Origin of the sequence: Nocardia sp. NPDC004168 (genome assembly GCF_040610355.1) — a bacterium.
GTDB classification, from domain to species: Bacteria; Actinomycetota; Actinomycetes; order Mycobacteriales; family Mycobacteriaceae; genus Nocardia; species Nocardia sichangensis.
Genome location: NZ_JBEXME010000023.1, coordinates 1 through 12787, shown reverse-complemented (window position 1 = coordinate 12787; position 12787 = coordinate 1). Strand labels below are relative to the sequence as shown.

General features: G+C 67.7%; 13 protein-coding genes. 6 read left to right on the top strand and 7 right to left on the bottom strand.

From position 1 onward, the window contains the following. Positions 1 to 15 precede the first annotated feature (15 nt). Positions 16 to 540, top strand: coding sequence for a hypothetical protein (locus ABZW96_RS29260; protein ID WP_355078846.1), 525 nt, complete (start codon positions 16 to 18; stop codon positions 538 to 540). Here ABZW96_RS29260 and ABZW96_RS29255 read toward each other — a convergent pair. Both ABZW96_RS29255 and ABZW96_RS29250 read right to left on the bottom strand, forming a co-directional pair. Next, complete coding sequence (locus ABZW96_RS29255) at positions 509 to 1012, bottom strand: DUF4190 domain-containing protein (RefSeq protein ID WP_355078845.1); 504 nt, start codon at positions 1010 to 1012, stop codon at positions 509 to 511. The genes ABZW96_RS29260 and ABZW96_RS29255 overlap by 32 nt on opposite strands. 113 nt (positions 1013 to 1125) lie before the next feature. Further along, on the bottom strand, positions 1126 to 1914 hold the full coding sequence (locus ABZW96_RS29250; RefSeq protein WP_355078967.1) for a pirin family protein: 789 nt from the start codon (positions 1912 to 1914) through the stop codon (positions 1126 to 1128). 235 nt (positions 1915 to 2149) lie between these two features. On the opposite strand from ABZW96_RS29250, the gene ABZW96_RS29245 reads away from it, so the two are divergent. Both ABZW96_RS29245 and ABZW96_RS29240 read left to right on the top strand, forming a co-directional pair. Next, the gene (locus ABZW96_RS29245; RefSeq protein WP_355078844.1) at positions 2150 to 2614 is read left to right on the top strand and encodes an NUDIX domain-containing protein; all 465 of its coding nucleotides are present in this window, start codon (positions 2150 to 2152) and stop codon (positions 2612 to 2614) included. 116 nt (positions 2615 to 2730) lie between these two features. Continuing rightward, positions 2731 to 4026: an MFS transporter gene (locus tag ABZW96_RS29240; protein WP_355078965.1), complete on the top strand. Its 1296-nt coding sequence runs from the start codon at positions 2731 to 2733 to the stop codon at positions 4024 to 4026. Here the strand turns inward: ABZW96_RS29240 and ABZW96_RS29235 are convergent. Then, positions 4019 to 4489, bottom strand: a complete 471-nt coding sequence (locus tag ABZW96_RS29235; protein ID WP_355078843.1) for a hypothetical protein — start codon at positions 4487 to 4489, stop codon at positions 4019 to 4021. The two genes, ABZW96_RS29240 and ABZW96_RS29235, sit on opposite strands and share 8 nt — an antisense overlap. Before the next feature lie 242 nt (positions 4490 to 4731). Between ABZW96_RS29235 and ABZW96_RS29230 the strand changes: the two genes are divergently transcribed. Continuing rightward, a complete protein-coding gene (locus ABZW96_RS29230; RefSeq protein ID WP_355078842.1) occupies positions 4732 to 6417 on the top strand; it encodes a DUF4185 domain-containing protein in 1686 nt (561 codons plus the stop codon). On the opposite strand, the gene ABZW96_RS29225 is transcribed toward ABZW96_RS29230, so the two are convergent. Genes ABZW96_RS29225 through ABZW96_RS29215 form a run of 3 tightly spaced genes read right to left on the bottom strand, consistent with a single transcriptional unit; the run spans position 6387 to position 8713 of the window. After that, a complete protein-coding gene (locus ABZW96_RS29225) occupies positions 6387 to 7244 on the bottom strand; it encodes a biotin-dependent carboxyltransferase family protein (RefSeq protein ID WP_355078841.1) in 858 nt (285 codons plus the stop codon). The two genes, ABZW96_RS29230 and ABZW96_RS29225, sit on opposite strands and share 31 nt — an antisense overlap. After that, a complete protein-coding gene (locus ABZW96_RS29220) occupies positions 7241 to 7948 on the bottom strand; it encodes an allophanate hydrolase subunit 1 (RefSeq protein ID WP_355078840.1) in 708 nt (235 codons plus the stop codon). Before ABZW96_RS29220 ends, ABZW96_RS29225 begins: the two co-directional genes overlap by 4 nt. A gap of 9 nt (positions 7949 to 7957) precedes the next feature. Continuing rightward, a complete protein-coding gene (locus ABZW96_RS29215) occupies positions 7958 to 8713 on the bottom strand; it encodes a 5-oxoprolinase subunit PxpA (protein ID WP_355078839.1) in 756 nt (251 codons plus the stop codon). Positions 8714 to 8852: 139 nt separating this feature from the next. Between ABZW96_RS29215 and ABZW96_RS29210 the strand changes: the two genes are divergently transcribed. After that, the gene (locus ABZW96_RS29210) at positions 8853 to 9668 is read left to right on the top strand and encodes a hypothetical protein (protein ID WP_355078838.1); all 816 of its coding nucleotides are present in this window, start codon (positions 8853 to 8855) and stop codon (positions 9666 to 9668) included. Positions 9669 to 9961: 293 nt separating this feature from the next. Further along, the gene (locus tag ABZW96_RS29205) at positions 9962 to 10300 is read left to right on the top strand and encodes a DUF6355 family natural product biosynthesis protein (protein WP_355078837.1); all 339 of its coding nucleotides are present in this window, start codon (positions 9962 to 9964) and stop codon (positions 10298 to 10300) included. A 200-nt stretch (positions 10301 to 10500) separates the two neighbouring features. On the opposite strand, the gene ABZW96_RS29200 is transcribed toward ABZW96_RS29205, so the two are convergent. After that, positions 10501 to 11940 (bottom strand): CCA tRNA nucleotidyltransferase, encoded by a 1440-nt coding sequence (locus tag ABZW96_RS29200; RefSeq protein WP_355078836.1) that lies wholly within the window; start codon positions 11938 to 11940, stop codon positions 10501 to 10503. Positions 11941 to 12787: the final 847 nt, after the last annotated feature.

Genomic DNA, 12787 nt, shown 5'->3' with positions numbered 1-12787 from the left:
GCGAGGTTGTTCGTCATGGGTACATCGCGCATCGAATCGGGCAGGCATCTCGCGTCCACGGATTTCCCGTCGATCCAGGACGCGTTCGCTCGCTGCCGTCGCTATCGCGGCGACCACGGGCTGTACGGACTCGTGGACCCGATCCTTGGTCGCATCATGCTGGAAGTCGGCTCGGTCGGAGCGGTCGTGATGCCCGCGGAGTTCGGCCGCCGGGTGCTCGAGCGGCTCGCCGCCGGTCCCGAACCTCGGCCCGGCCCGGTCATCGCGCATCCACGCGCGTGCCGCTGGACCTTCCTGACCGGCCCCACCGACAACTCGTATCTGGACACCGGGCTGTTCGCCGACCTCTTCCGGATCTGCGCGTCGATCGCACTGCCGGGCAGCCACATCGTTCTGCCGTCGCCCGCCGACGAGCACGGCGGCTACCGAACCTGGGTCGTGGCGCCGGACGGCGACTTTCGCCGCGACTTCGCCGAGGTGATCGCCACGACCCGGGCGTGCGCCTCGGCTACCGGGGCGTCGGCGCGGATGGCGGAGTGAGGGTGACGCTGTACTTGTCCTGCAGCTTCTGATTCCACTCGCGCTCGCACTGCTCGATCTTGGACTGATCGTTGTTCGCTTTGTTCACGCAGTCCACGAAGTCCTTGCCGCCCGAGTTGATGAAGAAGTTGTAACCCACGACGGTGAGCAGCACTGCGCCGACGATGCCGAGCGCGCCGAGGACGATGCCGGTGATCGCCATGCCCATACCCCCCGCGGTGCCCGCGCGGGCCTTGAACACCGCGACGATACCCAGGATGACCGCGAAGATGCCGCAGAGATAGCCGCCGATGATCGTCCAGAAGAACAGCAATGCGAGGATGCCGAGCACCAGCGCGGTGATCGCCAGGCCGCGGCCCTTCGGCGATTCCTGCCAGTAGTCGGGCCGGCCCGGATACTGGCCGCCCGGCGGCTGTGGGTATTGCCCCGGCGGCGGGTACTGACCGGGCGGCGGGGGCGGATATTGCGACATGGACTTCCTCTCCGTCGGTGCCTCGCGATGCTCGGTCCGGACGAGGTGGTCCGGGGTGCGCGGCGGTCGCCTACTGATCGCGCTTCCCGAGGACGGATGTTAATGCGAACCGGCTACTGGGCGCCGAGCCGCGCGTGCATCTCCCAGATCAGAACTTCCGACGGCTGCCGCGCCACCACGCGTTGGCCACCTGACCTGGTCAAACGCACCGCGTCCCCCTTATACAACGGGCCGACCCCCTCCATGTCCACCTCCCCGCGCGCTACGAACAAGTGCAGGTATGGCGCATCGGGTAGGTCGATCACTTGCTCGGCGCCCGGCTCCGCGCTCGTCATGCGCGCCACGTGCAGCGCCGAATGGCTGCTGTTGATGGCGATCGCGGTGCGATCGCGGTAGCGGGGCAGGCCCGAGGCGACCGTGACCAGACCACCTCCCGCGAGTTCGTCGTCGATTTCGAGCTGCTCGTAGCCCGGGGTCAGCCCGGGCTCGTCGGGCACCACCCACATCTGCACGAAATGCACCGGCTGCTCGTGTTCGGGAATGCGGCCGTCCAGACGCCACGAGTCGTTCTTCTCCGAATGCAGGATGCCGGTGCCCGCGCTCATGCGCTGGGCCAGGCCCGGGTAGATGACACCGCTGTGGCCGAGGGAATCCTGATGCACCAGGCTGCCACCGAGCACCCAGGTGACGATCTCCATGTCCCGATGCGGGTGGGTGTCGAATCCCTGCCCGGGGGACACGATGTCCTCGTTGTTGACCAGCAGCAAGCCGTGGTGGGTGTTGTCGGGATCGTAATGTTCCCCGAAGGAGAACGAATGCTTCGAATCCAGCCAGGAGACCCGCGTCTTCATGCGGTCGCCGCCACGGTGGACATCGATGTGTGGTGTCGTGAGTGTGGACATCATGGTCCTCCTCTCGGGACCGTGCACCGATCGCCATTCAGGGTAGGAGCACTTCCGCCGCGGTACTCCGCATTCCTAGTAAATTGTGCCGCACTCGGCATTTTACGCGAGCGACCGGAAGGTGAACGGCAGGCGAGCAGAACCAACCGGTACGTCGAAACGTCGGGCCACCTCGTCGGATATCCCGGCCCGGCCCCGATTGCCAAGCGTCACAACGACAACCGGAGGTAGCGACGTGCTGGACCCCGATGACCTCGCCCTGATCGAACAGCAACTCCGCAGCGAAGCACACCGGGATGGCATCGCGCATTTCGTGGTCGGCGTCGCCGTGTTCCGCGAAGGCAGGCTTCTGGTGGTGCGCCGCGTCGCCGACGACTATCACGGCGGTATGTACGAACTGCCCGGCGGTGGCGTCGAAACCGGCGAGACATTCGCCGAGTGCGTCGAACGAGAATTGCTGGAGGAAACAGGGCTGCGGATGCGCGCGGTCCTCGACTTCCTCGGTGGATTCGATTACGCCACCCGTACCAAGTCGAAAGTGCGGAAATACAGCTTCGTCGTGGAGGCGGAACCCGGCGATGTCGCCCTCGCGCCGGGCGAGCACGACGCGTTCGCCTGGATCGACGCGGGCACGCTCGACGAGCTGCCGATGGCGCCGGACATGCGCGCGACGGTGAGCACGCTGGTCGACCGGGTCTGAGACGCTGTCGGCGCCGACGCGCGTGGTGCGGCGTGGTCGGCGAACACAGTACGCTCGCGAACGTGTCGACTGGTCACGCCGAAGGCCTCACTCCCGCAGAGCAACGGCCGGGTGGACTGCGCGCAACACTTCGGCAGAGCCCGGGCGTGTCGCGGCTGGCGGTGGTGCGTTTCGCAGGGCAATTCGGCGACGGGATGTTCCAGGCGGCCCTGTCCGGCGCGATTCTGTTCAACCCCGAACGGCAGACCGATCCGCTGGCCATCGCGGCGGGCTTCGCGGTGCTGCTGCTGCCGTATTCGCTGATCGGGCCGTACGCGGGCGCACTGCTGGATCGCTGGGACCGGCGCACCGTGCTGCTGGTCGCCAACGTGCTGCGCGCGGTGCTGATCGCGCTGGTCAGCGCAGGGCTGCTGGCCGGGGCCGGCGAGACGCCGCTGCTGTTGCTGGCTTTGGCGGTGGTGGGCGTCAGCCGATTCGTGCTCGCGGGCGTCTCGGCCGCGCTGCCGCGCGTACTGCCGCAGGCGTGGCTGGTGCCGATGAACTCGGTGCTGGCCACAGTGGCCTCCGGGTGCGCTGGTGCCGGTGCGGCCGTCGCGGTGGGTGTGATCGGACTGATCGGGGCGGGAGACTTCGCCTCGGCGGTCGCGGTGGCGATCAGCGGTATCGGGTCGCTGCTGGGCGCGGCGCTGGCGGCGGGGTTCCGGCCGCGCGTGCTCGGCCCGGCGCCCGGCGCGGCGAAGGGCGACAACACCGTGCACGCGATCGCTACCGGTCTGCGTACCGGGGCCACGGCGGTGTGGGAATCGAAAGCGGTCACGACGGCGATGCTGGGCATCGGCACCCATCGGATCGTCTTCGGCATGAATACGCTGATCATGGTGCTGGTGCTGCGCCAGACCCCGGTGGACGGCTCCGGGCTCAGTGGTGGCCTGGTCGGTTTCGGCGTCACGATCGCCGCCACCGCGGCGGGCATGCTGGTGGCCGCCGTCGTCGCGCCGCTGCTCATTCCGCGGCTGGGCCGCGCGCGCACCGTGGTGGCCGGTCTGATCACCGCGATGCTGGTGCAACTCACGCTGGTCACGCCGATCGCGTTCGCCGACTCGGGCGCCGCGGTGGAGCGTGCGCACGAACTCCTCTTGATCGGTGCGTTCCTGCTGGGACTCGCCGGGCAGACGATCAAGCTGACCGGTGACGCGACCATGCAGATAGACATCGACGACGCCCGCCGCGGCCAGGTGTTCGCGTTGCAGGACACGGTGTTCAATGTCGCGTTCGTGCTGGCGATCGTGATCGCGGCCCTGATCATTCCGAACGACGGCCGATCGGCGATCGTGGTGCTGGCCGGCGCCGCCATCTACGCCGCGGGGATCGTGGCCATCGCGCTGAACACGCGCCGCCGCGCGGTCAGCTGAGCAGCGGATCGTCGCCCGGGTCGCGCCGGTCGCGGTTCAGGTGTGCGAGATGCTCGGGCAACGCGTCGTCCTCCGAACGATCGGCATCCCGCCGCGAATCCGATAGTCGTGCTTCGCCGAGCAGACGATCCGGCGCCTCCGTGTCCGTGCGCACGCTCCAGTCCAGCGGCTCGCTCGCCGTATCGCCGGGTAGGCCGGTGATCTGATGGTTCCACGTGCCGAGGCCGGTGGGATCGGTGAAGAAATGGTCGAGCACGCCGTCGTCGTCCAGATCCAGCGCGGCGATATCGGCGCGGCCCGAACCAGCCGAATCCCACAGCGCGTCATCGGCGATGCCGTCTCCGTCGAAGTCCAGCCGCACCGCGTCGGCCGCGCCCGTGTCGCCGAGTTCCAGGTCGGCCTCGCTCGTCCAGACGTGCACGACTCCGTCACCGGTGCCGAACACGTACTCGATCTCGTTCATATGTCCTTGGACGCACGCGGCCCGGCGCCGGTTCCATTGCGCGGGTCTTTTTCGATTCGCCGTCCCCGTTTCCAGCGGTTGTTCCGGTAAGTTGGCTCGTCAGCAGCCGACCGACAGGAGACAACACGACATGGGTTCTCCGGTGCACGACCCCGATGCGGTACGAGAACTGCTGAGCGCGTGGGAGGCTCGGTCCGCCACCGGACATCCGATCGCCTGACGAGCGCGGCCGGGCCGACCTGATGCGCGCATCCGGAAGCAAATCGCCTTGTGTACCCGCCTTGTTCGGCGCACTGCTCGCCGGCGTCCTCACCGTACCGACGCCCACCGCGCAGGCCGCACCGTTTCCGTGGGCGCCGCCGCCGGTCAACAGTTGCGGTGAAGTCGGTTTCGACCCGCTCAACCGCGAACCCGATCCCGCGCAGCCTCCGCCGCCACCGCTGCCGCCGCAGATCGACATTCCCGTCCCCATCCCGGAACTCACTCCGGTCCCCGTGCCCGACCCACCGCACGACAACACACGGATCGTCCCGGATCCGCTGCCGGAGAATCCGTGTGAAAACCCGTGCCCGGACATCAGGGACTACCCCGCACATCCCGAGCCCGATCCCGATCCCAGCCCGACGCCCGAGACGGGCACCGACGAGAAACCCGGCTCCTCCGGCTCGTCATCCGGATCCGGTTCGGGCAGCGGTTCCGGCTCCGGTTCGAACGATGACTCCGGTTCTTCCTCCGGTTCCGGGTCGCCGGTCAAACTGCCGCGCATCGAATTCAAGCCGGAGACCGAGCCGATACCGGTCCCGGTTCCCGGAGGGCCCGGTGAGGAGCCACAGCCAGCTCCGCCACAGGTCGTACATCCGGCCGAACCCGGCCCGCTCGCGGCTCCGGTGGCCGCGCCGACGGTCGAGTCGGTCCAACTGGTCGGCCAGGTGACCGGACACGGCTCGGAGAACCGCACCGACATGCGCTGGCAGGTCGACGGCACCGATCTCGGCCTCATGTGGGAGACGACGCCCGGCGAGATCGCCGTGGTTTTCGGCGACACCTTCGGCAAAGGCTGGGGTGTCGGCGGCGCGGGCAACGACGACCAGGACTGGCGCAGCAACGTCATCGGTTTCAGCACCGACCGCGATCTGTCCGACGGCCTGACGCTGGACACCTTCGCGCAGGACAGCCGCTGCCACGCCGCTGAGATCCTGGGCAGCCGCAAGATCAAGAACTGGGAGACCACCACCATCCCGACCTCCGGGTTCGCCATCGGGAATCGGCAGTACCTCAGCTACATGTCGGTGAACAGATGGAGCCGCATACCGGGTCTGTGGTGGACCAACTACGGCGGCCTCGCCTATTCCGACGACCGCGGGCGCACCTGGAAGAAAGACCAGCACGCCAAGTGGGAGAACCTGTTCGGGCTCGGCAAGTTCCAGGTCGCGGCGATGGTGCCGCAGGGCGATTACGTCTACATGTTCGGCACGCCCAACGGACGCATCGGCACGATCGCGCTGGCGCGTGTGCCGAAGCACCAGGTGCTGAACAAGTCCGCGTATCAGTATTGGGTGGGCGGCACCTGGGCGCCCGCCGCCGAGAACGAGGCCACCCCGTTGGTGCTCGGCATCGCCAGCGAGCTCTCGGTGCGCTACGACCGGAAGACCGAGCAGTGGCAGATGGTGTACCTGGATTCGGCCCGGGGCGCGATCGTGCTGCGTACCGCGGCGAGCCCGCAGGGTGCGTGGACGGACGCGATCCCGCTGGTGTCCACCGCCGACTACCCGAAGTCCTACGGCGGGTTCATCCATCCGTGGTCGACCGGCGAGGACCTGTACTTCATGCTCTCGGCGTGGGACAGCTACAACGTGTACCTGATGCACGCCCGGCTCCAGCCGGGAGCGAACCGGGGTCAGCCCGCCCGCACGAACCGCACGGGTTGACCGGGCCGCGTCTGCGCGATGGCGTCGACGTCGGCGTCGACGACCACCGCGACCACCGGATATCCGCCGGTGACCGGGTGATCGGCCAGGAAGACGACCGGTTGTCCGCTCGGCGGCACCTGGATCGAGCCGAGCGCCATGCCTTCGGTCGGCAGTTCGCGGGTGACCTTCCTGGTCAGCGCCGGGCCGGTGCGACGTTCCAATCGGGCGCCGATCCGGTCGGTGTCGGGGGAGATCTCCCACTCGCCCGCGAACAAGGCCGTGGCGTCGGCGAACCAATCGTCGCGCGGACCGAGCACGGCGCGCACGGTGACGACGTCCGCGGGTAACTCGGCGACAGGGGCGAAGTCCACGACCGGGATCGTGTGCGGAGAAGATCCGACCGGGAGGCGATCACCTTTCCGCAGCGGTTCCGGCCCCAAACCAGACATGGTGTCGCGGCTACGGGAACCGAGCGTCTCCGGCACGTCGATGCCGCCGCGCACCGCGACATAGCTGCGGAGCCCGACCGACGCGTAGCCCAGCCGCAGCGCCTGTCCCGGTTCGAGTTCCAGCACGCTCGCGTGACCAACGGGCCTGCCGTCGACGGTAGCGGGGGCCGGAGCACCCGTCACCGCCAGCATGACGTGCTCCTCGGCGTGCAGCGCGAGGCCACCGAGCAGCACTTCGATCGCCGCATGCCCCTCCGGGTTGCCGACCAACCGATTGGCCAGTCGCAGCGACCCGCGATCCGCCGCCCCCGCGGGCCCGACACCGGAATCGAACCAGCCCGGCCGCCCGAGATCCTGGATGGTCGCCAGCGGACCGACCGCTTCGACGACGATCATCCGCCGTCCCTCGCGTCGAGGAATCGAACCGTGGCGCCCGCGCGGATCAACGCGGGCGGGTCGCGCTCGACATCCCACATCCTGAGGTCGGTGGTCCCGATCAGCTGCCACCCCCCGGGCGTGCTCCGCGGATACACCGCACTGTATCCACCGGCAAGGGCGACGGCGCCCGCCGGAATCGATGTACGCGCCTGCGCTCTGCGCGCGACGGACAACCGTCCGTCAGGCGATTCCAGGTAGCCGAAGCCCGGCGCGAATCCGACGAATGCACACCGCCACACCGTCCCGGTGTGCGCGGCGATCACTTCCGCGGTCGTGACGTCCAGCATCCTGGCCACGTCGTCGAGGTCGGCGCCGTCGTAGCGCACCGGAATCGACACTGGTTCGACGCGGAGAGCTTTGTCTGCCGATGTTCCACGGGAAACAGCGGCCGACCGCTCGGCGTTCAAGGTGACCAAGAGCGTGGTCAGCGACCGGTGCACCGCTTCCGCGGCGCGCGGTGAATCGAGCGTCAGAAGTACGGTTTCCGCGGCCGGAAGGAAGTCCTGCACGCCGGGTATCGGACGCTCCCGCAGCGCGGTGACGAGCTCCACCACCGTGTCTCGCCGAGGGGGAGTGATCAGCAACGCCCGATCACCCGCCGACCGGATCGCTTCCTCGGCCGCTTTCCGCTGCGCGTGCGTCACCGCGCCCGTCGTCTTCATCTCGCGGCCTCAGCCGAACGACTCCACCGGCACCCCGACTTCGTCCAGCGCGGTGCGGATGTGCCGGGCCATCTCCACCGCCGCGGGCGAATCGCCGTGCACGCAGATACTCGCGGCGTGCACCGCGACCTCGCCGGATCCATCGGCAGTGCGCGTGGCTCCCGACTTGGCGATCGAGATCGCTTGAGCCACCGCGTCCTGCGGCCCCAATACCGCCCCCGGCGTGCCGCGCGGTGCCAGCGAGCCATCGGGGGTGTACGCGCGGTCGGCGAATCCTTCTCCGACGAAGCGCACCCCGGCAGCCTCCGCGGCCGACTCCAACTGCGTTCCGGCGGGGCCGAGCAGGGCCAGCCGCGGGTCGTACTCCGCCATCGCGGCCAGCACCGCATCGGCCAGCTTCCGATCGCGCGCGGCCGAGTGATAGAGGGCCCCATGCGGTTTCACGTAGCGCACCCGGTCTCCTGCGGCCTTCGCGAAAGCGTCGAGGCCGCCGATCTGATACAGCACCTCGTCGCGCAGCTCATCGGGCGCGACGGCGATCTCGCGCCGACCGAAACCGGCCAGATCGCGATAACCCACATGGGCGCCGATCCGCACTCCCTTCTCCACCGCGAGCCCACAGGTCCTGCGCATGATCGCGGGGTCACCCGCGTGGAATCCGCAGGCGATGTTCGCGCTGGTGACGATGTCGAGCATGGCGGCGTCGTCGCCCATCGTCCACGGCCCGAAGCCCTCGCCGAGATCACTGTTCAGATCCAGCGCCATGTGCGTCCTCCCAGCGGTGTGTGACCGGCCTTTCGATTCTCGTGCTCGAGCGTTCACCCAGGCAAGGACGGCCGATCCGCGCGACCTGGGTCACAGCGCACGAGTCCGGGGCCCCGGGCCAAGTACGCTCGATCCAATCATGGCCACGTATTTCGATCCGAAGTCCTGGTCGCCGCTTCGGGCCGTCGATCTCGGAAAGCGCCTGTTCGATCAGTCCTGGCTGGAGCAGTGGGTCACGCTCAGCACGGCCTGGATGGATCCGGTCGCCGACCTCGGCGCGGGCACCGTCACAGCGCTGCTGCCGGACGTGCTGATGACCATACTCAGCGAGGGCATCCTGAGCCGGTTCGGCGGACAGGAGGTCAGCGCGACCCTGCTCGGTCACAACCTGCACGCCACCTTGCAAGTGCTGAAGGTGCGCCGTCGCGGCGCGCACTTCCAGACCAAGACCGTGCTGTCGCGGCTGCGCTGGGACGATCACCCGATCGAGTCCGTGACGGTGATCGCGCACGGCGTCCGCCTGATTCCGGGCGTGCCGACGAAGGTGCGCACCGCCCGGCTCGACCTCATCGGCACCGTCACCACGGCGGCGCTGGTCGGATGGCTCAACACCCAGCCGCTGGACTGGGACTTGGACGTGCACTCCGGCGGGCTGATCCGAGCAAGGCACCGCAGACGACTGGTCACCGCCCTGGTGGACGCGTCGGTCACGGACAACCGCCTGGACATCGCGGTACGGCGAGTGACCTGGCTCGGCTTCCGCGTTCCGCGCCGCATGATCGACGTCCCCGTTCTGCCGCTGGAGCACCTGCCCGAGAACGCGCGGATCGTACGCGCCCAACGGGAAGGCGACCTGATCCGCTTCCGCGTCGAACTGCCGGAAATCGCCGGGTCCTTCGACCTCGCCCAGATGCGCTCGGCGATCCTGGCCGGCACCACCCTGATCGTCTTCTGAGCTACTCAGGCCTGCGTCTTCCACCATTCGAGCAGCGCCGCCTCGGCTTCGTCCCGGCTGAGCCACAAAGTTAAGCCGTTGACTTTCATATAGATACTGTGCTGGAATTTGTTTGTTACTGAGTATCAGTTCAGCCAGGGGGGTTTGGTACGTCGAACCATCTGTCATTACGCTAGCTAAGCGCACGCTCCGGCAGCAGAGGCAATCGCTAGAGTATTAAATTTGGTGACCCCTGCCTGAATTAGGGGAGTAATATTTTCACCCGACATGTTGCCGATACACTTGTTCCGATAATGGAGATATATGCAATGAAGAAGTTACATCTGATACTCGCCGCAGCGATCGGTATCTCCAGTCCAGTTCTCCTCCTGGAACCGCTCGCTTCAGCCCAGGATGCCAGTACGCAATTCCACTCCATAGCGGCCTCCTGCGGGTACTACACGGAACCTACGCAGGGTGCCGTGTACGCCTACTGGAAGAACTGCACTGGACAGGGCCAGCAGATCAATGTGGATCTTGCGGAGTGGCCAGACGAGCACCGGTGCGTAGGTGCAGGCCAAACCGCAGGGCTCGGATCAGTGGGAACATTGCCGGGCGATGTCCGAAATGCCACTGCGATCGGTACATGCTAAAAGCAGACTGACCTCCGGATTGGACGGACCTCCATACCGAACGCATACGAATCGTCGGGGTGCACGTCCTATTTCGCGAACTGGTGCAATCCATCGCGAGCGAGACCTTGACCTTGAATCTAGCTCATTTCACGTTTTCCCTGTCGCGATTCACCCTGGTCAAGGTCTCGCATCCGCAGCCATAGTGATTTCAATTCGGCCTAATCGCGCTGGCTCGTATTCCACCATTCGAGTAGCGCCGCCTCGGCTTCGTCCCGGCTGAGCGGGCCGTGGTCCAAGCGCAGTTCCTTCAGATGGCGCCAGGCCCGGCCCACCTCGGGGCCCGGGGGCAGGCCGAGCAGCTCCATGATCGCGTTGCCATCCAGGTCCGGGCGGACCTTGGCCAGATCCTCCTGCTCCCGCAACCGCTCGATCCGCGTTTCCAGTTCGTCGTAGGTGGCGCGCAGCGCGGCGGCCCTGCGCTTGTTGCGAGTGGTGCAGTCGGCCCGGACCAGCTTGTGCAGGCGGGGGAGCAGCTCGGCGGCGTCGGTGACGTAGCGACGGACCGCGGAGTCGGTCCACTGGCCCTTGCCGTAACCGTGGAAGCGCAGGTGCAGGAAGACCAGCCGGGCGACGTCCTCGGTGAACTGCTTCGGGTACTTCAGCGCGCGCATTCGTTTGCGCACCATCTTCGCGCCGACCACCTCGTGGTGGTGGAAGCTGACGCCGCCGCCCGGCTCGTTGCGCTTGGTGTCGGGCTTGCCGATGTCGTGCAGCAGCGCGGCCCAGCGCAGCACCAGGTCCGGGTCGCCCTCCTCCTGATCGATGGCCTGTTCGAGCACGGTGAGCGAATGCCAGTAGACGTCCTTGTGCTGGTGGTGCTCGTCGATCTCCAGCTTCATCGCGGGCACCTCGGGAAGCACCCGCTGCGCCAGCCCGGTCTCACACATGACGTTGATGCCGTCGATCGGATGCGCCCCGCCGATCAGCTTGTCCAGCTCCACCCGCACCCGCTCGGCGGTGATGCGGTCGATCTGGTCGGCCATCTCGGTGATCGCGGCACGGACGCGGGGATGCGGCTCGAACCCCAGCTGGGAGACGAACCGCGCGGCGCGCAGCATCCGCAACGGATCATCGTTGAACGAATCCTCCGGCGCGGCAGGCGTGTCCAGCACGCCGTCGAGCAGCGCGGTCATGCCGTCGAGCGGATCGACGAACTCCAGCGCGCCGTCCGCGCCGATCCGCACCGCCATCGCGTTCACCGTGAAATCGCGGCGGACCAGGTCTTCCTCGAGCGAGTCGCCGAAGGTCACCTCCGGGTTGCGGGATACCCGGTCATAGCTGTCGGCGCGGAACGTGGTGATCTCCAGTTGCTGCCGGTCCTTGGCCGCGCTGACCGTGCCGAACGCCAGGCCCCCGGTGTCCCACAGATGGTCCGCCCATCCGCGCAAGATGTCCTGCACCGCGTCCGGCCGCGCGTCGGTGGTGAAATCCAGGTCGGTCCCCAGCCTGCCGAGCACCGCGTCCCGCACGCTCCCACCCACCAGGTACAACTCGTGCCCCCGCGCCGCGAACATCTCGCCCAGCGGCGTCAGCACATCCGACAGCCCCCCGAGCGTCACCGCCGCGGCGGCCAGCAATCGGGTACGTCTATCCAGCACAGCATCCTTGGACTTCGGCGCAACCACGAATGAGCAGCTTACCGAGCCGCGCCAACGGTTATCGCAGCCAAGTCCGCCGCGGCAGCCCAGATATATAAGGCCACCGACATCAACCCAGCCAGCGGCGCCCGCACACCCGTCAGCCACTCACCGAATCCGCTCCGTGCACCGAACCAGTTCGAGCCGAGACGCCGGTACCTCCAAGCCACAGGCCTGCGGTGACCGCCGATCGCTCGGAGGCGCGTGCACCGAACCACGAAGGTCCGGGCAGAACGAAGCCCGGCATCCGCCTGCGGCGGAGCGACCCGAACAACCACGAACGCACACATCGACCAGCCAACACATCCACGACGCATCACCAGCACCAATCGACATGCGCCCAGCACTACACACCGAGGTCCGGATACTTATCAGCGCCCCGGCGCACCTCGACCACGACCTTCGAGCGCAGCGAGACCGAGCATCCGTCGTTCGCGGCCCGGCTCCCGCCCAGGTGACCGCCTCGAAGTCGCCAGCGGCCGTCACCCGCACGAAGGCCCCGGACACACGGCTCGAAGTCGCGGCCGAACGAATACCGTCCTGAACCGAGCATCCGCCGATCACCGCCCGTGCCGCGCAGAACGACCGTCAAAACCACGTCGAACCACACCCTGCCGACCGATCCGACACCCGGCCGCCCCACTCGCCCACACCCGGTCCGCGCTCCGGCACCTACGCGCCCAGCGCACCCTGACCACGACTTTCGAGCGAAGCGAGACCGAGCATCCGTCGTTCGCGGCCCGGCTCGCGTTTGCGCGGCCGCCGCGTACGCGACGAAGGAGCAAGCGGCGGTCGCGCAAACGCGAGC

Bases quoted from the DNA above. Each gene is read 5' to 3' on its own strand.
- ABZW96_RS29260 (WP_355078846.1), top strand. From the start codon at position 16: ATGGGTACATCGCGCATCGAATCGGGCAGGCATCTCGCGTCCACGGAT.
- ABZW96_RS29255 (WP_355078845.1), bottom strand. From the start codon at position 1,012: ATGTCGCAATATCCGCCCCCGCCGCCCGGTCAGTACCCGCCGCCGGGG.
- ABZW96_RS29250 (WP_355078967.1), bottom strand. From the start codon at position 1,914: ATGTCCACACTCACGACACCACACATCGATGTCCACCGTGGCGGCGAC.
- ABZW96_RS29235 (WP_355078843.1), bottom strand. From the start codon at position 4,489: ATGAACGAGATCGAGTACGTGTTCGGCACCGGTGACGGAGTCGTGCAC.
- ABZW96_RS29230 (WP_355078842.1), top strand. From the start codon at position 4,732: ATGCGCGCATCCGGAAGCAAATCGCCTTGTGTACCCGCCTTGTTCGGC.
- ABZW96_RS29225 (WP_355078841.1), bottom strand. From the start codon at position 7,244: ATGATCGTCGTCGAAGCGGTCGGTCCGCTGGCGACCATCCAGGATCTC.
- ABZW96_RS29220 (WP_355078840.1), bottom strand. From the start codon at position 7,948: ATGAAGACGACGGGCGCGGTGACGCACGCGCAGCGGAAAGCGGCCGAG.
- ABZW96_RS29215 (WP_355078839.1), bottom strand. From the start codon at position 8,713: ATGGCGCTGGATCTGAACAGTGATCTCGGCGAGGGCTTCGGGCCGTGG.
- ABZW96_RS29210 (WP_355078838.1), top strand. From the start codon at position 8,853: ATGGCCACGTATTTCGATCCGAAGTCCTGGTCGCCGCTTCGGGCCGTC.
- ABZW96_RS29205 (WP_355078837.1), top strand. From the start codon at position 9,962: ATGGAGATATATGCAATGAAGAAGTTACATCTGATACTCGCCGCAGCG.